Origin of the sequence: Paenibacillus sp. FSL R5-0766 (assembly GCF_037971845.1) — a bacterium.
Lineage (GTDB): Bacteria > Bacillota > Bacilli > Paenibacillales > Paenibacillaceae > Paenibacillus.
Genome location: NZ_CP150227.1, coordinates 1817983 through 1842375 on the forward strand (window position 1 = coordinate 1817983; position 24393 = coordinate 1842375).

Consider the following 24393-nt stretch of genomic DNA (forward strand, 5'->3'; position numbering starts at 1 on the left):
GTGGATGACAAAATTACCATTGAACCTTTGACGCGATCGGATGCAGATGGAGTGTATCAGGTCTTCGAGACAACCATTCCCGCAGCATTTGATCAGGAGGGAATAGGCTCGCTTCTGGATGATATTCAGGATGAAATAACACAGAAAAAAGCGATGATTCACAAGGCATTGCAAGCAAAGGACAACATCAAAGCAAGTGTATTTTTCCTCGTCGCCAAAATGGGAGATGTTATTGTTGGCACAATCTCGTATGGACCGTGTGGTAAGGAGATTCGAGAATGTACAGAGGGCCGGCTGAACGATATCGGAGAACTGGGTAGCCTGTATGTGTTGCCCGAGGTTCAAGGGCAGGGGGTTGGTTCGGCGCTCATTCTCGCACTGGTTACTGAACTGCAACGGCTGGGAATTCAGCAATTCTGTCTGGATAGCGGTTACCAGATTGCACAGAAGAAGTGGCAACGCAAATTCGGTGAACCCTATGTGGTGGCGAACAACTATTGGGGCGAAGGAACAGATCATATGGTTTGGCTGTGTGAAGTACAGGATTTTATAGAGGTTGTTCAAAAAGCCCGCTTTTGATTACGAAGGATGCATAGTGGCATCATCAGCATCGAATATGGAATTCAGCCGAAATGTCCGTTGCTCACGTAGTTTTGCCTACGCTCCGCTACTCCATTTCTAGCTTCATCCCATCTTCTCGGTACTGAAAACCAGTATTTTTGAACATGCACTAAAGTAAAATGAAATGAACAAAAGAGATGACGACCTGTATTGTATAGGGGTCATCTCTTTATCTTTTTGCATCGATCGTGGACGATTGTTCGTACAGTGTACCATGTGTGTTTTTATGTACCCGAGGAAAAAGGAGTGAACATATGTCAATACAGTGGAATACACCCGAGCAACGGCTGTCCCCTCATGCGGTAAACTTGTGGAGAATTAGCGCCATCATATGGAATGTAATAGGCTTTCTGATCCTTGCCGTACTGTTAATACTCGACTCCATTTATGGATGGAAAACGTGGATTGGGTGGATTTTGTGGGGCGTTACGGCCATATCGGTGGTCTATGCGGTGTGGGATATCTTCATCCATCCTTCATGGTTATACAAGCATTGGTACTATGATGTGAATGAGGAGTTCTTGCAACTGAAGCGCGGGGCGCTAACCAAGGTACATCAGATCATCCCCATGGCGAAAGTGCAATCGGTTACAACAAATCAGGGACCTTTAATGCGAAAATATGGACTCTATTCCGTATCGGTTGGCACGATGGGTTCATCGCATGAAATCCCGGCCTTGCCAGAGGAAGTCGCACTTGCACTCCGTCATCAGATTGCGTCCTATGCGCGGATTAATGAGGTGGATGAATGATCGATCTGAAGCGACATCATCCATTAACCATGCTGTGGAGCTTGTGGAAACTGGTGAAAAATTCGTTTGCAATCATCCTGTTTTTGTTTATTTTCCGTCAGGGCTCAGAGTCCCAATGGGTTTTCTATGGAAGAATCACCTTTTACATCGGGATATCCATCAGTATTATTTCAATTATCTTGAAGTGGTTCACCTCGCGTTATGCAGCAGACGATACGACCTTTCATATCTATAGTGGTGTGTTTAACCGTACCCGAAGAACGATTCCTTATACGAAGGTCCAGAATGTGAATCGTCATACAACGCTATTTCATCGTTTGTTCAGGGTGACGTCAATTCGATTCGAGACCGGAATTAAGGGAGAAGATGCTACCTTTCAGTTACACGTTGTTTCACTTTCCGAAGCGGAACAGCTGGAGAAAATTGTAGCAGGTCATATGGCTGAAGAAGCAGAAACAGCAGGAGCAACAGAGGAACATGATACGTTGGATGTAGTTCAGGTTATGGAAGAAGGAGAGGTGCAATCCGAACCTGTTATAACGGATGAAGTCACGTCTCTACCTGCAAAAGAAAAACAGGAACGGGTTGTTCATTATCATTCCACCCGCAAGGACATATTCAAAGCATCCTTTACCTCGCTTAGTTTTCTCGTACTGATTCCGGTCTTGGCTACGCTCTATTCCTGGGTGAAGGACTTCTTCCCTGATGAAGAAGTAACGGAAAGTTTGTTATTAACCTGGCTTGATTCCTGGTGGATTGCCGGTTTGATGATTTTAGTTTTATTGATCATCTCTATTGCTTTGGGCATAGTCAGAACCTTCGTAAAATATGGCAATTTCCAGATCACCTCGGATGCCAAGCGCATCTATATCTCGAAGGGCATGATGGAGCAAACCTCATTTTCAATCCTGAAAGAACGAGTCCAGGCCGTGAAAATTACACAGTCTCCGATGAAAAGGCTGCTTGGACTAGCGGAAGTAGAACTAACCACTGCGGGTAGTCTGGGGGAATCCGAGCAGGAGGTGAACTCGCTCTATCCCTTCTTGCCTGTGAAGCAAGCCTACACCCTGATTGAGGAGATCCTGCCATCCTATCGGGTTACGCAGGAGATGGAAAAACTTCCACGAATATCACTATGGCTGCGCCTGCTCAAACCAAGCTGGGGATGGATCATGATTACGGGTTTATTGTGGTATTTCAAACCATTGGTGTTTGGGCAGAAACATGCTTGGTGGATGATTTCCGCGATTCTGCTCGTGTGGATTGCAACATGCAGAGTGATGGACTTTTTCCATACCCGATACATTCTGCATCAGAATTTCATTCAACTTCGAACCGGGGCGCTCACGTCAACACTCTTCATCTCCAAACGTGAGAAAGTCATCGAAGTGCAGATCACCCGTAATGTGTTACAGCGTTGGTTCGGTGTGGCTTCCATTCATACGGTAAACCGCGCCAAACCAGTACTGCATCATCGGGCACATGACATTTCCCTGGATACGGCGAAATCATTTCAATTATGGTACATGGAACGTACCCAAGATGTTCAGACCCGTTAATTGCAAGAGCAAGTGCAGGAAGACCAAACAAGGTTATTCTGTACTTGCTCTTTTTAAATTGAAGACAGAGGAGGAAGAACATTTTGATTAGAGCTGTATTCTTTGATGTGGACGGTACATTGCTGAGCGAAATAGATCGGAGTTTATCTCCGAGTACAACTGAGTCAATCAGGGAATTGATTCGTAAAGGCGTTCAAGTCGTACTCGTCACAGGCAGGCCCTATAATTTATGCGAAGAATTCAGAAATCTCGGAATCGATACGATCATTTCGGCTAACGGAGCATTGATCAAAGCAGGTGATGAAGTGATACATAAGTCTGTACTTTCAGCACAGATGGTTAGAACATTTAGTGAGTTTGCCGAGTTGCAGGGGCACAGTATTTCATATTTTACAGAGTCATTGGATACGAACGGGTTGTGTACAGCAGATGGTCGTGTTACTGACGCCTTAAGAGATACGCTTGGACTCATGGATGCGCCGCAGAAAATCGGTACGTTGGAACAGGACGTATATTGCATTTGTTTATATGCGGATGAAGCGGAGACGGAGAAATTCCAGTCCAGATTTCCTTCCTTACGATTCGTGAGATTCCATCCGTATGTAGTGAATGTGCTGGAAGCGAGCGAAGTTAGCAAATCTATAGCCGCAGAGAATGTTCTCGACTACCTGAAGATATCCAGGGAAGATACGATAGCCTTTGGCGATGGGGAGAATGACGTGGATCTGCTAGTGTATGCGGGAATCGGAATTGCGATGGGAAATGGCGGAGAACGGATTAAACAAAGCGCCGATTATGTCACCCTGCGGGCAAGTGAAGATGGAGTCACCCATGCATTGAAGCAATTTAAGATTTTATGAGAATGAACCGGCTAAAAAGATGAAGGATATCCAAATTGTGGATTTTCATGTAGAATGATATAGCATGTATTAAGCCCTAAAGCATAGGGTGTTTATTGAAGGGTGACTTATGAAAAAGGTTGTTATCGTAATCCTGTCTCTTGTCGTACTTGTTGGTGTATCCTCGTCCGCTTATGCTCATCCAGGCAGACTGGATAAGAATGGTGGACATAATTGTTCAGCCAAATCCAAACAAAAGGGTCTGTGCACGGGTTATCACTATCACAAAAAGAAAAAATGAGAATGAGCTTTACAAGATAAACCCGGCCACGTTCAATGTATGGTTGGGTTTGTATGTGTACCATTGATTTAAAATGATGGAGGCGGTTACACCATGCGGATACAGGAGATATCGGTGTGGAATCATGACGATTTAGTGGCGATGCTGGTCGAAAGCTCCAGTGAGGGGTTCAGACATATCGAGCGATTAATCCATGAATATGAGACAGGAATCAATACATTCGAGCAAGAAGATGAAGCGCTTTTTGAATGCAGAATGCACGATAAGGTTGTTGGGATCTGCGGTTTGAACAGAGATCCTTATTCTGAAGTGACTGATACCGGAAGAATTCGCAGGCTTTATGTGATGAGGGAATTTCGAAGACATGGGGTTGGGCGCAGGCTGATGGATGCGGTTATTCAAAAAGCGGGAAATCATTACGCTCGACTGGTTCTGTACACGGATCAACCGGTTGCTGGATCTTTTTATCGCGACTTGGGATTTAGAGAAGTGACGAGTACGGAGAAGATAACGCATGTACTGGAATTGGGGGAGAAGGAAGATGGAGCATATTAAAGCGGTTATTTTTGATTTGGATAATACGATTCTGAACAGAACGATGACCTTTGGCGGCTTCACGCAGCGTTTAATCAAGACCTATTTTGGTCACCTGGAGTCAACCGAAGATATAAGCAAGCGAATTATTGAACTCGACCAGGATGGTTATAAAGACAAACCCCTTCTGTTCAACGAGTTGTTGAATGAACTGCCTTGGGCAGAGTATCCGCCACATGCAGAACTGATGGAGTTTTATGGCAGAGAGTATGTGCGAAGTTCAGTTCTGATGGAACAGGCGCGAGAAGTCGTTCAGCATCTTCGGGGGAAATATCAAACCGGGTTAATTACCAATGGGCAGACCGATATTCAGTATGGAAAAATCGATCAACTCGGTATCCGGGAGGATTACGACCATATTATTGTTTCAGAAGAGGCTGGAGTCAAAAAGCCCGATCCACGCATATTTCAGCTTGCGCTCGATCATTTCGGTCTAAGACCAGAGCAATGCATTTACATTGGCGATCATCCGGTGAACGATATTGAAGGAGCAGCAAGCGTAGGCATGAGCACCATCTGGATGAAGGTCAACCAACCGTGGCAGGATCGCATTACGTCGGGGCCTTTACATACGATTAAACATCTAAGTGAGCTAAAGGAATTGCTGTAGAAGACGGTTATATAAATTGAATATAACATTTACACAAAACGGAGAGGACAGAAATAACCTAAGGAAGCGAAGCGTTCGCCTTTATCCCCGGATTTTTCCCCTTAGGAAAGGAATCAAAAAATCTGGGGATAACAGCGATCGGAAGGTTGTTCTGTCATCGGAGTGACTAGTGTAAATATTCTTTAGTTCAGTTTATATAAACAAGTAGATTACTATAATCATAGTCTGGAAAGCGAGGAACATATGGAGATTAGACAGATGGCAACAGCGTTTTTGAGCAATGGCTCAGACATGCTGATGATGAAGAAGGCGGGTAGCAGATTGTTTGATTTTGAATTCTGGGGTGGTATCGGCGGGCATCTGGAACAAGGGGAACTGAACGTACCCATGAGCGCCAGCTATCGGGAGATTGAAGAAGAGACCGGGTTCAAGCAAGAGAATGTCAAACACTTTCGGCTTCGATATATTCTGTTGGAGGTTAACGGTGGTGAGATTTGGCAGCAGTTTGTATATTTCGGAGAGACCACGCATCGACATTTTGTACCCTCGGATGAAGGCGAGTTATTCTGGATACCGCTGGATGAGGTGTTGGACTTACATTCGTCTATTCTGATCAAAGCAACGCTTCGGCACTATTTACAACATCCGGGAGCAGAAGACATCTGGATTGGCAACGTTCAGAGCGGAACAGACCTAAAGGGCACTCCACAGGTAATATGGAACAGAATGCAAGAAACGATATCATTTGAGCCAAAGGGGGTTAATCGATAATGTTGAAATATAGAACTGAAAGAAAAAAATTGAGATGGATCAATTACCTGTTGATCACTGTACTGATTGCTATCATTCTTCCGAGTAGTCATGTAGAGGCAGGCAGCACGATTACAGTGAAAACGAAGGTCCAATATTACAAAGGACAGCCATACATACATCTAACAGGTGGAAATAAATCTGTGACGGATAAGCTGAACAAGACATTTAAACTCCACGCAGTGAAAGCAGCTCGCCTGGATAAAGAAGAAAAGAAATCAAACAAAAATTATTTCTACATTACCATGGCCAGTGTAAAATACAATGCAAAAGAAAAGTTATCTGTGGTATATGAAGATCATGTGTACACTGGAGGAGCACATGGAATGGATGCGACAAAATCATATAACTATGACATAAGAACGGGGAAAGAATTGAAGCTAAGCGAGTATGTTAAAGACGATACTCAGATGGAGAAGGTAGAGAAATCAATCTCCAACAGTCTATTAGCCATGTACAATGCAGGAGTTTCTATTTTTGAAGAAAATATTTATGATTTTCAGCTTGATCAAACATCTGAATTCTTTTTATATGATAAAGGGATCGTCATCCGATTCTACCCTTATGAGGTTGCCCCTTACGCTAAAGGGTTTGTAGATATCAAAGTCCCGTACAGTAAATTCAACCAATAGAGCGTATGCAATAATAGGCATGATCCAGTTCAATGAGATCATGTCTTTTTCTATATATACAATTTTCAAAATACTCTAAATAATTTCAATAACTTCGGCTTCTATGTTTCTACATACCGTGTAAATGGCTCAACCCATTACAAGATGCAGGTTTTGTTATGAAGTGCATTGGAAACATGTTTCAGGCCGACTGTAGCAGCGTGCACATGCTACTACGGTCGGCCTGAACGGGCGAACCAGTTTAACTTTGCATAGGGCAGAGGCGATTGTTATGGGTTGTTGGAAGAAACTCATTTCGTCAAATTATGCTGTAATAATTCGATCTTTTGTTTGTCTGTTCCGATGTTCTATAGCCTCCTCATAATCCCTGATTAGTGTATCAAAAATATGCTCCCACGACCGCTGCTCAGCCAGCTTTCTGCCTTCCAGTCCCATTATCCTCAATTGGTTCACGTGATTTCCCCAGAGACATATCTCCCGAATCAGTGCATCAGCCTGACCTGGCTCGAATAACACACCATTGCGGTGAGGGGATATCAGATCCTTTACACCTCCAGCATTGGCCGCCACCACAGGGAGTCCTGAAGCCATCGCTTCCAGTACCACATTGCCAAATGTCTCCGTAGAGGAAGGAAACACAAACAGATCTGCCGAAGCATACATAACAGCAAGTTCTTCGCCATGCATATAACCTGTAAAGGTGACATTGGGTGGGGATTGCAGACGCATTTTCGGGAGAGAGGGGCCGTCGCCAACGATGATCCAGTGTACACGGGACTGCATTTCCTGGGGCAACTGCTGCATGGTAGTCGTGAGTGTAGCGATATCTTTTTCCGGGGCAATGCGTCCAACGTAGAGTAAAATAAGGGGAGCGGTGATGTGGTATCGTTCACGGATATCCGTGCTGCGTTTATGAGGGGAGTACAGGTTGCAATCAATCCCTCGGGACCAGAGCTTCAGACGCTGAATGCCCTGGGCTTGCAGGGTGTTTAATGTTTCCTGCGATGGAGTTAGGGTTGCATCACAGGCGCGGTGGAACCATTGGATATATTTCCAGTAGAGCGGAATCATACTTTTTAACCGATAGTATTCGAGATAACGATCGAAGTGGGTATGGTAGGAGACAACATGCGGAAGATGGTGTTTGAGTGCATACCTCAGACCAAGCAATCCCATATTAAAAGGTGTAGCGATATGCAGCAGATCGGGCTGAAAGGCTTGTAGCTGTTTGTGTGTGTTTGCTCTGTTGGGTAGAGCAATGCGGCATTCGGGATACAGAAAAAAAGGGATGTTGGCAACCGATCGGACTTGAGTCTCATGGCTTCCTTCAATGACGGAGTTCGGAGTAAACAGCAGATGTTCAATTCTTCTGCGGTTCAGATGGTTACTCAAGCGGTGGAGCGTGCCAGCAACACCATTGGTTTCCGGAAGATAGGTGTCTGTGAACAAGGCCAGGCGCATCATTACCCCTCCCAAGACTCGTGATGCCAAGATCATAACAGCGGAACATTTTCCAGAGGTCAAGTGCACGTTAACTTGACGATATTCCCTGTAAATTTGATAAAGGATATACTATACCAACTTCCATAAGTTCAACTTATATAGCGTATTCTGCTATGATGTAATAACGTGTCGGCGTATATATAGATAGAGATACAGGAGGCAGAGAAAGATGAACAAGTTACAAGAGGAATTGCAGGAGTTGTTACCACTTGATCAGCTTGAAGAGATGTCAGGTGAAGAAGTGGTGGGGAGTGTTGCCATGGACCTTTATCGGGCTGAATTTTCGACGATTCGAGAAAGTGGGCCGGAACTTCCACAAGTATTGCGAGATATCATTCTAATCATTGATCTGGATACCGAGCTGTCCATGAACGGGATGACCGGTTTCCTTGAAAATGCCAGCGGACAGTATCTGGGTGAGACGATAACAGCTATGGAGCGGATCGGCAATGATGCAGATGCCGTGATCCTGAAGAAGATCGAGCAGATGTTGTCCGAAAGCGGTGTAACGCACGGGCAATTACGAGATAATGTGAATGGCCTGTCCGAAGATGACATCACGACAAGCCTGCAAACACACGGGGAACAGATTCATGAGGTATTACAGCAGATTGAACTGGAAGCCGCGAATTTGAGCATGCAATCGGATAACGAAGAAAGCTTTGACCTGCTGTATCAATATGTGGACGAAAATAAAGATCGTTTGAAACAGGAGATGCAACACGTTTTGTCTAATTGAGTGGGAAGAGGGGGCAAAATGACAAGCATGAACAAACGATTAGCGATGGAATCCTTTTTGGTTACCTTGTTATTCATCATCGGTTTTGTAGCTTGGAATATCGTTCAAGGCATGATCATGACCATGAATTACGTACCTGATCTCATGAACACCGCTTCTTCGGGTACCCCACTGCAATCCAAGGTTGCTTTTGGAACTATTGTTCGGTGGGATACAACATCCATGATCATGGCTGTTGCCGGATTTGTTTTGCTCGCCGCAGCATATTACGGTCTTCGATCAGGAATGCAGCGTTGGACACAGCATTCCTGATGTTTTATCCGGCCATGTCTGTACTTACTTACGCTGCCTTTGCAGCATACCAATTGAAACTCATTTACAACTGCCCTGAGTCCACTCGACTCAGGTTTTTTGCTATGGCTAATGTTTTTCCGCTTCGAAGGGGAAATTTTCTAGATCCAAGGTCAAGGAATAATCCGTTACAATGATGTTGTAAGCGCTTATCGTTTTGGATAGAGAGAGGAGGAGAGACAGAGATCATGATTACAACCAATCAGATTTATCTCGATCAGACATTGCATAGTAAAGAGGATGTATTTGATTTTATATCTGCGGAGGCAGAGCGTTACAGCATCACTACAAACCGTGCGCAACTTGCGGCTGATCTGTGGGAACGCGAACGTGTCTACTCCACCGGGCTTCAGGATCACTTTGCGATTCCCCATACCCAGAGTGAAGTTGTAACACGTCCGGCAGTGATGGTCATTCGGTTGCGGGAGCCCATTGATTGGGAATCTCATGACGGCAAGCCGGTGAAATATATTTTTGCCATCCTTGTGCCTAAAGGTCATGTAGACGTATCCCATCTGCAAATCATCTCTTCACTTGCCACCTTATTGCTGGAAGATTCATTCAAAGAGGCCATCGCAGAAGCGGTGCAGCCGGAAGATGTATATACGTTGCTTCATCAATATACGGAAGGACTGGTGTCATAATGAAAATCGTAGGTGTAACGTCATGTATCGCAGGTCTCGCCCATACCCCGATGGCCGCCAAAGCACTGGAGAAAGCAGCTCAGCAACTGGGATATGAGATCAAAGTGGAACAGCAGGGAGCTATGGGACAAGTCAATAAGCTGACGGAAGAAGATATTGCTGCAGCGAATTTTGTACTGATTGCAGCGGATCAAACGGTGAAGGACATGGATCGGTTTGGCGATAAAAAAGTCGTACGTGTCAAAATCGGTCATGCCGTAAGTCAGGCAGAAGCGGTATTAACCAAAGCCGTCGAGGCTGTGAACGCACAAGCTTAACCCCACCTTCCACATGAGGAGAGAGTACGATGAGAAAATGGTTTGGTGAAGCAAAAACACATCTAATGACAGGTATCTCCTATCTGCTGCCGGTCATTATCGCGGGTTCCCTGGTCGTTGCCATCTGCAAAATTATCGCACTATCAATGGGCATTACTGATCTTGATCCATACAAAGATGGAAGCGGATTCTTGCATATTTTATATCTCGTGCAAAATGTAGGATGGAGCGGCATCGGATTATTAACGATTGTCCTGTCCGGTTATATTGCCTACTCGATTGCTGACAAACCTGCGCTGGCCGCAGGTCTGATCGGAGGGGTGCTGGCACAGCAGACCAACGCCGGTTTCCTGGGCGCGTTGATCTCAGGCTTCTTTGCCGGATACATCACCTTGTGGGTCAAAAACAAAGTTAAGATTACAGGTCCGGCTGCTGGCTCGGTACCGTTAATTATTTTACCGCTGATTACCGTTGGTTTAACCGGATTTCTGATGGCGGTCATTCTGGGTGGCCCGCTGGGCGCGCTGAATGAGTATCTGATTGCTTGGGTTCAAAACATGAGCCAGAGCGGAACGAATACCGTTCTACTTGCTATTATTCTGGGAGGGATGATCGGATTTGATCTCGGCGGACCTGTCAACAAAGCGGCATGGATGGCAGGCAATGCCCTGTTCCTGTCCGGTGTCTATCTGCCGAATATTTTCATCAATATTGCCATCTGCATTCCACCGCTTGGTTATGGCTTGGCGACATTGCTGATGAAGAAACGTTTTTCCAAAACCTATCAGGAAGCGGGAAAAGGTGCAGTGATTATGGGTGTGATCGGTATCACGGAAGGTGCAATTCCGTTCACACTGCGTAACCCTGCCAAAATGATTCTGGTCAACATGTTTGCCTGTGCAACGGGCGCTGCCTTGACTGCACTGCTGGGAGCACATATCATCATGCCACCAATTGGCGGCTTATATGGAGCTGTGTCAGTAGGTACCCCAATCGCGTACCTTGCCGGAGGCATTGTCGGCGCACTGATCGTAGCGGGGGGCACCATGCTGGTGAACTTCCGTGATGAAGAAGAGAAACAACCTGCCAAGACTCAGGAAGCTTCAGTGAAGAAAAACGGGGAAGAAATCGAACTCGTTTTTGACTAAAAGTACATGTTCAAAAAGATCGGTTTTCAGTATCGAGAAGATGGGATGAAGGTAGAAATGGAGTAGCGGAGCGTAGGGGAAACTACGTGAGCAACGGACATTTCGGCTGAATTTCATATTCGATGCTGATGATGCCAACAGGCATCCCTCGTAATCAAAAGCGGACTTTTTTGAACAACCTTTAAAAAGAATCTGGAGGGATATAGAGATATGAGTGAGAGAAACCGTACCAAAGTACATGTTATTCCACATACGCACTGGGACCGGGAATGGTATTTTACAACCTCCCGTTCCAAAGTGTATCTTGTCAAACACGTCAAGGAAGTATTGGATGCACTGGAGAATATCGATGGATTCCATTATTACCTGCTGGATGCACAGGGCTCGCTGCTGGATGATTACATCCGCTGGTGTCCCGAAGATGAGGAACGGATCCGTCAACTGGTTACAGCCAAACGACTGATGACTGGACCTTGGTATACACAGACGGATCAATTGGTTATTTCCAGTGAATCCATGGTCCGAAACCTGTATTATGGTATGAAAACAGCACAAAAGTACGGACATGCGATGAAGGTTGGTTATGTCCCGGATGCATTTGGACAATCAGCACAGATGCCGCAGATCTATCGCGAGTTCGGCATTGAACGTTTCCTGTTCTGGCGTGGTGTCTCGGATAATACGAATCCACATACCGAGTTTACGTGGGAAGGATCGGATGGCAGTCGTGTATTTGCTGTACAGATGCCATTCGGATATTACTACGGCGGTAACATTCCGGAGAATGAAGAAGATCTGATCCCTTATTTGGAGAAACAGATTGGTGCGCTGGAACGCAAAGCCTCCACCAAACATATCTATTTCCCTAATGGATTTGATCAGGCGCCTGTGCGATTGAATCTGCCGGAGTTGATTAAACGGTTCAATGCGATGGATACAAAACGCGAATATGTGATGAATGAACCGGAACGTTTTCTGGCGGAGATCGAAGCGGATAGTCAGGACCTGCCTGTACTTCGGGGTGAATTAATGGAAGCCAAGCACATGCGGATTCACAAGTCCATTTTTTCCACCCGTGCAGATCTCAAGCAACAGAATAACCGGATTGAGAATCTGATCGCCAATACGCTAGAACCTGTACTTGCCATTAGTCATTCTCTCGGGCATGATTACCCGCATCGCATTGTTGAGGACATCTGGAAGTTGTTGTTTGAGAATGCGGCACATGACAGCATCGGTGGTTGTAACAGTGATACAACCAATCAGGACGTTGCGTTTCGTTACAAACAGGCCTATGATATCGCACTCAATCTGCTCGACCTGCATATGCGGATGATTGCTTCAACGATACAGCAGGAGGAGACATTTGCGTTCACCCTGTTCAACACGCTACCGTATGTGCGAGGCGGGGTTACTGAGATTGAAGCTTATATTCCGGAAGAATCCTTTGTCATTCGGGATACGAAGGGACGCGAGCTGGATTACACCATTGTAGAAAAAGCAGATCAGACCGATTATGTGCTTGGACAACACATTGACCTGAATCCAAGTCGCAAAGTGCATCTGCCAGAACGCGTATATCGCGCCAAATTGCTGGTGGAACTGCAAGAGGTCCCGGCGATGGGTTACACCCAGATTGTTTTTGATTTCAGTCAGGGCGCTGCACCTGTTATTGAGCGGCGTAACGGAGACACGATTGAAAATGAACATTTCAGCATTGCGCTACAAGCAAACGGCACCTTGCAAATTACGGACAAGCGATCTGGCCAAGTGTATGCGGATCAAATGGTCTTCGAAGATAACGGGGATGACGGAGATTCCTACAATTATTCTCCTCCCGAGCGGGATCTGATTGTTTCTTCGGCAGGTAGCCAGATGAGTGCAACGACCACCCAAACGTCTGTATCTCAGACACTATCCCTGCGTTTCACGCTGGATGTCCCCTACGATCTGGAAGAGCGCGCCGCAGGCATCACGTCGGGAGCATTGCCAATGCAAGTGGAGATATCTCTTCGCAAAGGAGAGAATCTGATCCGTTTCCAGGTTCAGGTGCAGAATGAGGTGTTTAGCCACCGTCTGCGTGTCCTTTTTGATACAGGAATTGCTTCCGCTCTATCCATTGCAGATCAACCGTTTGGAGTCATTGCTCGTCCAACCTCATTGCCAGAAGTGGACGTATGGGAGCGCGAACAATGGCAGGAGAAACCGATCACCATTGAAGCGATGCAGAGTTATGCCGGGTTGAACAATGGTTCGCATGGTATGGCTGTGATGACGGAAGGTGTACGTGAGTACGAGATTATTGGTGAGCAAATGGATACCATTGCCCTGACCTTGTTCCGCACATTCGGTTTCATGGGTCAGGAAAACCTGTTGTATCGTCCTGGCCGGGCTTCCGGTGAGAAAATTGTAGCAACACCAGACGCGCAATTACTTGGCGAGCTCTCCTTTACCTTTGGCTTGCATATCCAGACTTCCGGGTTCGACGAAGCGAATGTGGCCCGTGCTGCACGTGAATATTTGACACCGATCAGCAGTTATCAGCTATGCGACTTTTTGAATGGACGTCTGATCTTTGCTTTCCGCGATGAGGAACGTGTTCTTGATACAGACTACAGCCTGATGTCGTTCAGCGACGATTCCAACGTGGTGTTAAGCAGCTTCAAGAAAGCAGAGCAGAGTGAGGGTTACATTATACGTGTGTTCAATCCGTATTTGTCACAGTCTGCTAACGTGAACATACACTTTAATCAACCTGTACATGCAGAGCGTGTATCTCTTGGTGAACAACCACTGGGGCCTCAGCAGAGGTTAACCGAGGGAGAAGAGGTTGTTCGTTTGCCGGAACTCGCACATTGTAAATTGATGACGGTACTTGTATCGATATAAGGTGAGCTTTAGTTTGACACAATCCTGATCAGAAGGGAGGTCGGATATCGGTATGATTTTTCCAACTAAACGGTTGAAAAAGCTTTTCCACCTCATTCATGCTGAAGGACAGGAACAGGCTTGGACGAGCCAAGCACTTGCAGACAGGCTGGAGGTTACGGTGCGTACCATTCGGGATGATCTGAAAAAGTTGGATCACATCCTTGCAGGGTATGGCGGGAGCCTGGAGTCCAAGCGTGGGCGGGGTTATTCCATTCGTGTGCATGATGCGAAGCGGTATAATGAGCTGTTGGAGGAACGGAAGGATGATGGGCAAAAAGGTGCTCCAGTACCTGGTTCGCCTGATGAGCGTATCCGTTATGAATTGTTCAAGCTGCTTGGTGAACCGGGTCATATCAAGATGGAAGACCTCGCTGATCAGCTGTTTATAAGCCGTGCAACAATGAACAATGATCTGAAAATCATTCGTCAGATTTTGGAGAACTACCAGCTTCAGCTTCAGATCAAGCCAGGACATGGTGTGAAGGTCGTCGGAGACGAGCAAAGGTTTCGCTATTGCCTTGCCGAGTACGCCGATGCGCGAGATGAAGAACTGGGCCCCGAAGGAATGACCGTTGCACAGGAACGTTTGTTGTATCCAATCGAACCCGCACACATCCGCGAGATCGTCATTCGCCATGTAGGCAAACAGAATGTTCGTATTGCAGATGTGGCACTGAAAGATCTGATTACGCATCTGGCTGTTATGGTATTACGTATTAAGCAGGGGCATGAACTAGAGCGATTCGAGAAAGTGGAGGCGAATGTTCAGGATCAGCAACTTGCACAGCAGATTATTCAGGATCTGGAGTTGTTATATTCCATTCACTGTCCAGTTGGAGAGCGAGATTATCTGCTGCTGCACATTGTTAGCAAAAAAATGACCGCTACCGATTGGAATGGACTTCGAAGTGACCCGTTATATCTTGCTGTACAGCAAATGTTGGGTCATATCTATGATCGGTACACCTATGATCTGCGTGATGATGAACGATTGCCGAATGATCTGTATGCCCATCTGAAGCCCATGATTACTCGCCTGGAACATGGCATGAATATGCGGAATCCATTGCTTGGACATATACGTAAATATTATCCGCTGGCCTATGAGATTACGATCAGTGCAGTGAAACAGCTGCAGACATACGTACCTCATGAGATCAATGACAGTGAGATAGGTTACCTGGCTCTTCATATTGGTGCAGCATTGGAGCGTAAATATCAGATTCCTCATCGCAAACGGAAATCCGTGCTGCTGGTCTGTGGATCAGGATACGGCACAGCCCGAATTCTTGAATCCAGATTGCGTTCGTTATTTGCCGAGCTGGAAGTATCTCGAGTGGTTTCACTACGGGAGTACGAGGAGATGGGGAGTGTGCCTGAAGATATGGTCATTTCCACGATCCGGTTACGGGAGTCCAAAGGCAAGCCGTCGGCTGTCATTGCTGCGATTCCATCGGAACGCGACATGGCAACGATCACTCATTTGGTGCGAACCAGTGATGAGCAGGAGGAAATGACGCTGCTACGTTACTTTGATCCAGCGTTGTTCATGTTTCGGTCCGATCAGCCTGACAAAATGACACTTATGGCCGAGATGAGCGGAGCACTGTTGGAGAAGGGAATCGTGACGGAGCAGTTCTGGCCCGCTGTGCAGGAACGGGAAAAGATGGCTTCAACGGCGCTTGGACGAGGTGTGGCGATTCCGCATCCCATGGAGCTGAGCTCAACCCGTACAACCGTATCGGTATGTCTGCTTGAGAAGCCGATTCCGTGGGATGAGGAGAATGAAGTACATGCGGTATTTATGTTATCCATCTGCAAAGAGGATTACGAACAGGCGATGGGGATCTATGATCTGTTTGTAGAATTGATCCGGCAGGAGGAGAAGTTGGAAAGCCTGAGATCCTGCAGCAGCTTCGATGCCTTTGCCCAACTTGTATGTGAAACGTTGAGTCTGAAAAGTACCGAAGTGTATTAATATATAAGTTCACTAAGGATAATTCCACTGACACTTTGAGTACAGAACAACTTTACGATTGTTTTTATCCCCCATTTTTTCAAATTCCCTTTTGGAAAATGGAAGAACCGTCCTTCGTCAGATTCGTCTGATAGAGGACGGTTTTTATTCGTTTACACAAACTATAGATTAGATATGTTTGGATATGACTTCTTCCAGACCCTGAGCGACAGAATGTGCACCCCGCGCCAGATGTTTTTCATACAGATGCAGGCGGACAAAACTTTCATCCGTGCCCATGGCTTCGGAGAACATTCCACTGAGCCCACGAGCGCGGCGGTCGATCTGTAATAACAGCTCCAGCGAATCGCCCATCGGATAGAACAGGACTTCCAACTCATCCAGATGCCCACGGAATTTGTTTGTTGGTACAAATTCAAATTCCTGCACAAATGGCAGATTACCGCCCAGCTTTGGTGCGTAGTCATTGGTCACTTCACGTAGCTTGAAACCAAGGATATCAATTGCATCGAGCACGGTGTTCATGTCTTTGGTAGGAACAACATGCAGTCTGTCCCGGTCTGAGGGGTCTACAGCACTTGAAATATCAAGGCCTGTTTCTACCCACACCTCTGCACGATGTAGTGTAATTGGCAGGTTTTCTGGCAGGTCAAATGAGAAGTCTTTCTCCAATTTGGCACCAGGCTGTAAGGTGAATCCTTCGGTGAGCAAATATTTGGCTATAACGGCTGTTTCTTTTACTTTGCGATCATCGCGCTCCCGTATGTAATGGGTTTTGATTGAAAGATAGATTCGATCTACATTCTGTTCCACATCTCCACCTTCAATGTACACAACCCCCGAGATGATTCCTCCAGGCGTGACCTCTGGTGTATGCAATTCCGTATTTACTTTGGCTGCTCCAACACCTACACTGGCTAACATTTTCTTGAAAAATGACATGCGCTCAACCTCCAGATCAGATGGTTTATTATATGGGATACATACGGCTTCGACCTTAATACGGAAGCTGGAAGAGAAGCGTTTCATATTTTAGCAAAGATATATCGCATATCCAAACAGGAGAATCGACTTACCTATGTCGAATGTTTAAATAAAGGGATTTTTTGACAGGAGGTGAAGCCGATTGAACACAGAATTTTCGGAACAGAAATATGGTGAAACGGGTGTCAAAACCAGCTTCGAGCAGATGGCGAACGGGGAACAAAAATATAAAATGATAGCAGAAGATGGCAGTTATTATTGCAGAACTGTTGCCTCTCCCCACGGAGCATGGCAAAACAGTCATGTACATATCAACTTAACGGAGTTTTATGTGGTGCAAACCGGATGGATTGCGTATGCCAGTTATGGAGACGATCAGATGTTTTCGATTCGAGTGATGCGTACAGGAGAGCACATCATTGTCCAACCTGGAATCCACCATAATATATACATGTCTGCACATAGCTCGATACATACCATCAAGCATGGATTGAACACCTCCAGTGATTGGACGGCATCACCTGAGTTGGATAGGTTAACTCAATCTTTAACAGAGAAGGAGCTACTCCAGAAGTATGATTAACCAGACGGGAGGATCAGACAGATGCGTAAAAGTACAATATTTTGGATTACGGGAATAACGATAATCCTCTTGGTGACTCTGCTCATATACAGCTATGTTATTCCAAGTGTGAGTGCACAGGATGTTGTGATGACAGGCACAATCAGGCAGATTGATACGGACGCAGTTGAGGTAGAGTTAGAGATAACGCGAAAAAGAGAAGACAAGGATCGACATATGGTGTATCCTGTTGTCCCTGGATGGGAAGGGGTCACATTCACTGAAGAACAAGATGATGCGTGGTACATGCCTTCGTCCGTTGGCAGCTCCTATCTTGATCAAGTCATTCTGGAAAAGTATCTGAAGGCGCAGGGGAAAACCATGAAATCAGCTGATAATCTGATAGGATTTGCGATACCTGATGAGATAGGGAGCTACAAGTTGCGGTTAACGCTCAGATCTTTGGATGGAACGACTCAACCGCTTGAGAATCCCATGGTGTATTATGTTCACAACGAGCATTTGTTAGGGAAGGATCTGAGTTGGGTTACGGGTGAGAATCTGGAGATCAATAAGGAGTAATCAGAATGATGAATGTATATGAATCGAATGAAATCACTGTACGTTTCTTGGACACAGAAGATGAACAACATCTGGTGAAGTGGCTGTCAGACCCGGAAGTTCTTCAATACTATGAAGGGCGTGATCGGCCGCATGATCTGGAACAGGTGAGAGAGCATTTTTACAATCAGAAAGATGGTGCTACTCGTTGTATCGTTGAGTATGGAGGACATCCGATTGGATACATTCAGTTCTATAAGCTTGAGGAAGAAGAACGAACGGAGTATGGTTATGGAGACACGGATGAGATCATCTATGGAACGGATCAGTTTATTGGTGAGACAGACTACTGGAATAAAGGCATTGGTACGCAGTTGATGTAATCCATGCTGGCTTATCTGATTAATGAAAAACAAGCCCGTAAAGTGGTTATGGACCCTCAATCCTGGAACTTGCGAGCGATATCCTGTTACGAGAAATGTGGTTTCCAAAAGATTAAGCTGTTGGAGAAACATGAGCAGCACGAAGGACAGATGCGAGACTGTTGGCTTATGGAATATGCCCTGTAGATCCTGTTTAAAGTTATTTGAATCATATAAACAAGGAGGAATAATGGATGGATGAAAGATATCCGCTAGGACCATTTGTACATACGGGCGAAGTTACGCCCGCGCAGAGAGAGCAGTGGATTCGGGACATTGCTGAGTTGCCTGAACGCGCACGAGAAGCGGTAAAGGGACTGAGTGAAGAGCAATTAAGTCTGCCGTATCGACAAGGTGGATGGATGCTCAAACAGGTCATTCACCACATGGCAGACAGCCATATGAACAGTATGATTCGTTTCAAGTTGGCCCTGACAGAGGATACACCAACGATTCGGCCTTATTATGAAGAGCGCTGGGCTGAATTGAGTGATTCAAGAGACCTGGATGTGGAATTCTCGCTTCAGATTCTGGATGCCCTCCATCGTCGTTGGGTGTTTCTGTTAAACGCGTTGACAGATGCAGATTATGCCAAACAATTTTATCATCCCTCATCGGAAGAAACGACAAGACTGGATTACAATCTGGGCATGTATGCTTGGCATGGCAAACACCATGTTGCTCACATCACATCGCTTCGGGATCGACTGGGAATATAGCTAGAAAAAATATCTTGTTGAGGAGAAATTATCAATGAGTGTACATATCAGACTATTAAATGAGAGCGATCCTGTAATCATATCAAAGGCGTTTCAGGAGCAGGGTTGGGGGAGATTCGCTGAGCAGTATACTCATTACTTGGATGAACAACAGAATGGGGAACGCGTAACCTTGGTAGCCGAGTTGAATGGAGAATTTGCCGGATACGTGAATGTATTGTGGAATTCCAGCTACCCGTCTTTCAGGGAACAAGGCATTCCCGAAATTAACGATTTTAATGTACTAATGAAGTTCCAGCGCCAAGGTATTGGTTCACGGTTGATGGACCGAGCAGAGGAAGTTATTCTGGAACGAACGGATGTAGCAGGCATTGGTGTAGGCGTATTTTCCGATTATGGCAAAGCGCAAGTTCTATATGCTCATCGCGGGTACATACCAGACGGTCACGGTGTACACAAACATGATCATTACATTCAGCCGGGTGAAGAAACGATTATGGACGACGATGTTGTACTTTATCTTACGAAGAAGTTAAAAGCCACGCAATAAGTCTAATGTGTAGTTAGTACTTGCAAAGAAAGATGATAAAAAACCTGTCCTGCATGTTATACTCTATTGGAATTTGAAGAATGATAAGCAGGATGTTGAGAGATTAGATGATCAGAGGAGTGATTGATCCATGTTTAGCAAAGTCGGTCAGGTTATGTTGTATGTCAATAATCAAGATGAATCACTGGCTTTTTGGACCGAAGTCGCAGGATTCCACATTGTGGATGAAGTAAACCTTGACGAGGGCATGAGATGGATTGAGATTGCGCCTACCCCAGACTCGCAGACAAGCATTATACTCCATGACAAAGAGTTCGTTGAACGGATGTCGGCGGGTGTAAATCTGGGCACACCTTCGTTAATGTTCTTCACCGAAAATCTGGATCAGTTATATGCCGACTTGGCTGGTAAACATGTAACGGTCGGAGAGATTGTCGAGATGCCAACGGGGCGTGTTTTCAACTTTGCTGATAACGAAGGAAATTACTTTGCAGTTTTGGAACGGGCGAAGTAAGTTACAATTCAAAACCGCTATGCCTGTAAGCGATCGACATTCATGTCGGTCGTTTTTTTCTTGGGAAAAAGCTTATGTTTTGGAGTAGAAAAACACAAGAAAAATAGAGAACTACTGGGTAAAAATGTTATAATAGAGTGTGGCTGATTTATTGAAAATGACGAGGAATGAATAGTCTGAAATGAAGGTTTGGATGGAGAATTTAAGGAGGAATGTGGTTGTGGAAAAGACGATTAAAAGTGTACAGGATCTATATGATATGCTCGATGCGGATTTCAGATCTGCCAAGCAGTTTTGGGAACCTTTCTATGAGGATCGGAACAGACCAATCCCCTTTTTCCCAAACAAACCGGATGAGAATCTGGTAGCGCATGTGAACGAAGGTGTGCTAAGCGGCGGCAAGGCACTGGAACTGGGGTGTGGCCCCGGCAGAAATGCGTTGTATTTAACCCGCCAAGGATATCAGGTAGATGCTTATGATCTTTCGGAGACAGCTATTGCTTGGGCTAAAGAGAGGGCGGCAGAGGAGCAACTGGACGTGCATTTTGAATGTCGATCTGTGTTCGAACTGTCCCCAGAGCAAGAATATGATCTTGTCTACGACTCGGGTTGTCTGCATCATCTGTTGCCACATCAGCGCATTCCCTACATAGAGATGATTCACAATGCACTCCGGCCTGGAGGATACTTTGGAATGACTTGTTTTGCTCCTGGTTTTGGCGATATTGGTGGGCCTGAGATCGTTATGAATGATTGGCAGGTGTATCAAGAGAAGTCGATGCGCGGTGGTCTTGCGTTCACGGAGGAGAAGCTTCGCTACATGCTGGAAGATGGCTTTGAATGTGTGGAGTTCCGTGCAATGAAGACGATGGAGCAGCATGAACCATGTTTTGGTGTACCTTTTCTATGGGCCACGTTGTGGAGAAAGAAAAACTCGTAAGAGTAGGGGAATTACATTCATTGAAAATAGAAGAGGAGTGGTATCGGAATGGGAACAAAAACAGGAACAGGAACAGGAAGAAGACACTTTATCATTACAGGCACATCCAAAGGGATCGGTTTACAACTTGCAGAGTTATTATTGGCTAAGGGGGATCACGTTTACGGTATTTCACGCGGGGGTTCGCATCTGTTGGAATCAGGCGAGGAATGGAGCGGGCGTTACCGCCATGTTCAGTACGATCTTGCCGACCTGAATGGGATCGATGATTTGATTACACGCATATTGGACCAAATACCTTCTCAAGAAGCTGAATTCATTGGACTTATTAATAATGCAGCGATGCTGGAGCCACTAAGACCTATCGATCAGTGTAGCGCGGCAGAGATAAGTCAGAGTCTTAATATCAGTCTCGCAGCGCCAATGATATTGAGTTCATCTTTTATTCAACAAACAAATCACCTGTCCGCCAGACGTAAAATTGTTAATCTTTCATCGGGTTCGGGAAGTTATCCCGCGCCTTCAATGGCAGTGTACTGTACATCCAAGGCAGGCATGAACATGTTCACCCAATGCGTATCTCTGGAGCAAACGGGCCAACAGAACCCTGTTGAGATTATTGCTTTTGATCCGGGGATGGTTGATACGGAATTGCAGGCTGTTGCACGAGGCAAAAGTGCAGAGGAGTTCGCCCTTGTGGGTATGTTCAATCAAGTATATGAAGCAGGACAATTAAGATCGCCACAAGATGTAGCGAAGCAGTTGATCGAGCGGATCGATGAACACACTGATGCAAGCCATGTTATACAATCCACCGAGAGTTAATATCGTATACTTCGTTTTGCCTGTTTTCTTGTGAAGTAATAAGTATGGATACCTTTTGAAATAAGTCCAACTTCCCTGTACACTGGAATCAGCGATCGGAAGAACGATTCGTAACGGTAAAGGTGATCCTGCAACAATGGAGTCTGATTACCTTATTCAACCTTAGAAGATCAGAAACGTGGTGAATCTCTTGTTTAAAATTATGCTCATTGAAGACGACGAGTCGTTATTCAGTGAAATCAAGGAACGTTTGTCCCAATGGTCGTATGACGTGTATGGTGTGCAGGATTTTGGCAAGGTATTGCAGGAGTACAGCGTAATTCAGCCGCAACTGGTCATTATTGATATTCAGTTACCCCAATATGACGGGTTTCATTGGTGCCGGATCATTCGTTCGCACTCCAATGTGCCGATTATCTTTTTGTCCTCACGGGATCATCCTGCGGATATGGTCATGTCCATGCGTTTGGGTGCAGACGATTTTATCCAGAAGCCTTTTCACTTCGATGTATTGATTGCCAAGATCCAAGCGACATTGCGGAGGGTGTATAACTATAATACAGAGCATACTGAACTCCGAACCTGGCGCGGTGCTGCTATTGAATATGTGAAAAATACACTGACCTGCGGGGATGAATCTGTTCTGTTAACCAAAAATGAGATGTTCATCCTTAAAGTGCTGGTCGAGCACAAAAATCAGATTGTTTCCCGTGAGGACCTCATCCGGAGCTTGTGGGATCACGAGCATTTCGTGAGTGACAATACGCTGACGGTTAACGTTAATCGGTTACGGAAGAAACTTGAACCCATCGGCTTGGAGCGGTACATTGAAACCAAAGTAGGGCAGGGATACATGGCAACGGAAGAGGCAGAAGCATGATCGGAAAGTACATACGAGAAAGGGTTAGTTGGTTATGGCTACTGGTAAGCATGCAACTTATTATTTTATTGGTGGCCTACCTGGACTCGTCCATTCCATTCCAATCTGTGATGTATATCGTAGGACTGAATGTGGTGGTATGTCTTGTTTTTATCTGGGCGAGATACCTGAAAGAGACCCGTTTCTATAGAAAATTGAGCATCTGGGATCATACCTATGATCTGAGAGAACTCGATATCGCCGAAAGTCCATATGAGCAGATTGTACATGAGGCGGTCAGTTCCCAGACACAGCGGTATCGTAAGGAGACGTCACACCATTTTATCGCTCTGGAACAGGAGAAGGACGAGATGTTATCCTGGATTCATGAGGTGAAGACCCCACTGACAGCGTTGCAACTGATGATCGAGCGCTTGCCAGATGACAAGTTACAGAGCCAAATGACATATGAATGGTTACGAATCCATCAGTTGCTGGATCAGCAGCTTCATCAGAAGCGTATTCCATTCATGCATAATGATCTGTTCATCGAAGAGACGGAACTTGAACCGATATTGAATAGCGAGATACGAGCGTTGAAATCGTGGTGCATTTCCAAGGGTATTGGCTTTGATGTGTCTTTAATGGTATCGCGCGTGCTCACAGACAGCAAATGGTTAGGCTTCATCCTCCGGCAGTTGCTGAGCAATGCGGTGAAGTATAGTGATTCATCGGACATCCTCATTGAAAGTCGGGAACAGGATGGACACATCATACTCATGATTCAAGATCACGGGCGAGGGATTGAGACTCAAGATCTGCCACGTATATTTGATAAAGGATTTACGTCCACCCGAGGCAGAATGGATGGGGCGGCTACCGGGATGGGGCTATATTTGGTTCGTCAGGTGGTCCAGACGCTTCATATGAACATTCATGTAGAATCTTCTCTTGGCGAGGGCACAACCGTCACACTTACTTTTCCGCGAAAAAACGACATGGTGCATCTTGCAGGCGTGTGACAACAATGTCACATGCTTTTTGGTTTTGTTCGGTGAATCACACGATAACACTGCACATCCCGATTATGATATAGACATGAGCATTTTGCAGAAGATTTAAGAGGAG

At 45.6% G+C, this 24393-nt stretch carries 27 protein-coding genes and 1 pseudogene; 26 read left to right on the top strand and 2 right to left on the bottom strand.

Going from position 1 to position 24393, the window contains the following annotated elements; translation table 11 throughout:
- The 9 genes from MKY66_RS08260 (at window position 1) to MKY66_RS08300 (ending at window position 6718) form a co-directional block, all read left to right on the top strand.
- On the top strand, window positions 1-579 hold the full coding sequence (locus MKY66_RS08260; RefSeq protein ID WP_076209295.1) for a GNAT family N-acetyltransferase: 579 nt from the start codon (window positions 1-3) through the stop codon (window positions 577-579).
- A 296-nt stretch (window positions 580-875) separates the two neighbouring features.
- Window positions 876-1373: a PH domain-containing protein gene (locus tag MKY66_RS08265; RefSeq protein ID WP_076209294.1), complete on the top strand. Its 498-nt coding sequence runs from the start codon at window positions 876-878 to the stop codon at window positions 1371-1373.
- Window positions 1370-2932 carry a PH domain-containing protein gene (locus MKY66_RS08270; RefSeq protein ID WP_076209293.1) on the top strand — a complete coding sequence of 521 codons (1563 nt, stop codon included), beginning with the start codon at window positions 1370-1372 and terminating at the stop codon, window positions 2930-2932. The genes MKY66_RS08265 and MKY66_RS08270 overlap by 4 nt, the downstream gene beginning before the upstream one ends.
- 83 nt (window positions 2933-3015) lie before the next feature.
- A complete protein-coding gene (locus tag MKY66_RS08275) occupies window positions 3016-3792 on the top strand; it encodes a Cof-type HAD-IIB family hydrolase (protein WP_076209292.1) in 777 nt (258 codons plus the stop codon).
- 109 nt (window positions 3793-3901) lie between these two features.
- Entirely contained in the window at window positions 3902-4072 is a 171-nt protein-coding gene (locus MKY66_RS08280) for a YHYH domain-containing protein (RefSeq protein ID WP_094030640.1), read from the top strand.
- 93 nt (window positions 4073-4165) lie between these two features.
- Window positions 4166-4627, top strand: coding sequence for a GNAT family N-acetyltransferase (locus tag MKY66_RS08285; RefSeq protein WP_076209291.1), 462 nt, complete (start codon window positions 4166-4168; stop codon window positions 4625-4627).
- Complete coding sequence (locus MKY66_RS08290; RefSeq protein WP_076209290.1) at window positions 4614-5276, top strand: HAD family hydrolase; 663 nt, start codon at window positions 4614-4616, stop codon at window positions 5274-5276. Before MKY66_RS08285 ends, MKY66_RS08290 begins: the two co-directional genes overlap by 14 nt.
- A gap of 258 nt (window positions 5277-5534) precedes the next feature.
- Window positions 5535-6047, top strand: a complete 513-nt coding sequence (locus tag MKY66_RS08295) for an NUDIX domain-containing protein (RefSeq protein ID WP_083656932.1) — start codon at window positions 5535-5537, stop codon at window positions 6045-6047.
- Window positions 6047-6718 carry a DUF3298 and DUF4163 domain-containing protein gene (locus MKY66_RS08300; protein ID WP_076209288.1) on the top strand — a complete coding sequence of 224 codons (672 nt, stop codon included), beginning with the start codon at window positions 6047-6049 and terminating at the stop codon, window positions 6716-6718. The genes MKY66_RS08295 and MKY66_RS08300 overlap by 1 nt, the downstream gene beginning before the upstream one ends.
- A 303-nt stretch (window positions 6719-7021) precedes the next feature.
- On the opposite strand, the gene MKY66_RS08305 is transcribed toward MKY66_RS08300, so the two are convergent.
- Window positions 7022-8182, bottom strand: coding sequence for a glycosyltransferase family 1 protein (locus tag MKY66_RS08305; RefSeq protein WP_256704124.1), 1161 nt, complete (start codon window positions 8180-8182; stop codon window positions 7022-7024).
- Window positions 8183-8390: 208 nt separating this feature from the next.
- On the opposite strand from MKY66_RS08305, the gene MKY66_RS08310 reads away from it, so the two are divergent.
- The 7 genes from MKY66_RS08310 to MKY66_RS08340 all read left to right on the top strand — a co-directional run bounded on the left by MKY66_RS08310 (window position 8391) and on the right by MKY66_RS08340 (window position 16329).
- Window positions 8391-8960 (top strand): hypothetical protein, encoded by a 570-nt coding sequence (locus MKY66_RS08310; protein WP_076209286.1) that lies wholly within the window; start codon window positions 8391-8393, stop codon window positions 8958-8960.
- Window positions 8961-8987: 27 nt separating this feature from the next.
- A complete protein-coding gene (locus tag MKY66_RS08315; protein WP_143760263.1) occupies window positions 8988-9272 on the top strand; it encodes a hypothetical protein in 285 nt (94 codons plus the stop codon).
- A 227-nt stretch (window positions 9273-9499) separates the two neighbouring features.
- Window positions 9500-9955: a PTS sugar transporter subunit IIA gene (locus tag MKY66_RS08320; protein WP_076209284.1), complete on the top strand. Its 456-nt coding sequence runs from the start codon at window positions 9500-9502 to the stop codon at window positions 9953-9955.
- On the top strand, window positions 9955-10272 hold the full coding sequence (locus MKY66_RS08325; protein ID WP_017689749.1) for a fructose PTS transporter subunit IIB: 318 nt from the start codon (window positions 9955-9957) through the stop codon (window positions 10270-10272). Before MKY66_RS08320 ends, MKY66_RS08325 begins: the two co-directional genes overlap by 1 nt.
- Before the next feature lie 29 nt (window positions 10273-10301).
- Window positions 10302-11420 carry a PTS fructose transporter subunit IIC gene (locus MKY66_RS08330; protein WP_076209283.1) on the top strand — a complete coding sequence of 373 codons (1119 nt, stop codon included), beginning with the start codon at window positions 10302-10304 and terminating at the stop codon, window positions 11418-11420.
- Between the two features lie 210 nt (window positions 11421-11630).
- Window positions 11631-14309 carry a mannosylglycerate hydrolase gene (gene mngB, locus MKY66_RS08335; protein WP_256704123.1) on the top strand — a complete coding sequence of 893 codons (2679 nt, stop codon included), beginning with the start codon at window positions 11631-11633 and terminating at the stop codon, window positions 14307-14309.
- A gap of 52 nt (window positions 14310-14361) precedes the next feature.
- Complete coding sequence (locus MKY66_RS08340; RefSeq protein WP_076209281.1) at window positions 14362-16329, top strand: PRD domain-containing protein; 1968 nt, start codon at window positions 14362-14364, stop codon at window positions 16327-16329.
- Window positions 16330-16497: 168 nt separating this feature from the next.
- Here the strand turns inward: MKY66_RS08340 and MKY66_RS08345 are convergent, their stop codons facing one another.
- Complete coding sequence (locus tag MKY66_RS08345) at window positions 16498-17271, bottom strand: sporulation protein (RefSeq protein ID WP_076209280.1); 774 nt, start codon at window positions 17269-17271, stop codon at window positions 16498-16500.
- Between the two features lie 184 nt (window positions 17272-17455).
- Between MKY66_RS08345 and MKY66_RS08350 the strand changes: the two genes are divergently transcribed.
- From MKY66_RS08350 to MKY66_RS08395, 10 genes and pseudogenes are all read left to right on the top strand, one after another.
- Window positions 17456-17896, top strand: a complete 441-nt coding sequence (locus MKY66_RS08350) for a hypothetical protein (protein WP_076209279.1) — start codon at window positions 17456-17458, stop codon at window positions 17894-17896.
- Between the two features lie 21 nt (window positions 17897-17917).
- On the top strand, window positions 17918-18457 hold the full coding sequence (locus tag MKY66_RS08355; RefSeq protein ID WP_076209278.1) for a hypothetical protein: 540 nt from the start codon (window positions 17918-17920) through the stop codon (window positions 18455-18457).
- An 8-nt stretch (window positions 18458-18465) separates the two neighbouring features.
- Window positions 18466-19005 (top strand): annotated as a pseudogene (locus MKY66_RS08360) (GNAT family N-acetyltransferase).
- A gap of 47 nt (window positions 19006-19052) precedes the next feature.
- The gene (locus MKY66_RS08365; RefSeq protein WP_076209277.1) at window positions 19053-19577 is read left to right on the top strand and encodes a YfiT family bacillithiol transferase; all 525 of its coding nucleotides are present in this window, start codon (window positions 19053-19055) and stop codon (window positions 19575-19577) included.
- Window positions 19578-19611: 34 nt separating this feature from the next.
- Window positions 19612-20127, top strand: coding sequence for a GNAT family N-acetyltransferase (locus tag MKY66_RS08370; RefSeq protein ID WP_076209276.1), 516 nt, complete (start codon window positions 19612-19614; stop codon window positions 20125-20127).
- Between the two features lie 130 nt (window positions 20128-20257).
- Window positions 20258-20641 (top strand): VOC family protein, encoded by a 384-nt coding sequence (locus MKY66_RS08375; RefSeq protein WP_076209275.1) that lies wholly within the window; start codon window positions 20258-20260, stop codon window positions 20639-20641.
- A 193-nt stretch (window positions 20642-20834) separates the two neighbouring features.
- A complete protein-coding gene (locus MKY66_RS08380) occupies window positions 20835-21581 on the top strand; it encodes a class I SAM-dependent methyltransferase (protein WP_076209523.1) in 747 nt (248 codons plus the stop codon).
- Window positions 21582-21629: 48 nt separating this feature from the next.
- Window positions 21630-22406 (top strand): SDR family NAD(P)-dependent oxidoreductase, encoded by a 777-nt coding sequence (locus tag MKY66_RS08385; RefSeq protein WP_076209274.1) that lies wholly within the window; start codon window positions 21630-21632, stop codon window positions 22404-22406.
- 190 nt (window positions 22407-22596) lie between these two features.
- The gene (locus MKY66_RS08390) at window positions 22597-23286 is read left to right on the top strand and encodes a response regulator transcription factor (protein WP_076209522.1); all 690 of its coding nucleotides are present in this window, start codon (window positions 22597-22599) and stop codon (window positions 23284-23286) included.
- Complete coding sequence (locus tag MKY66_RS08395) at window positions 23283-24287, top strand: sensor histidine kinase (protein ID WP_076209273.1); 1005 nt, start codon at window positions 23283-23285, stop codon at window positions 24285-24287. The genes MKY66_RS08390 and MKY66_RS08395 overlap by 4 nt, the downstream gene beginning before the upstream one ends.
- The last annotated feature ends 106 nt before the right edge of the window (window positions 24288-24393 follow it).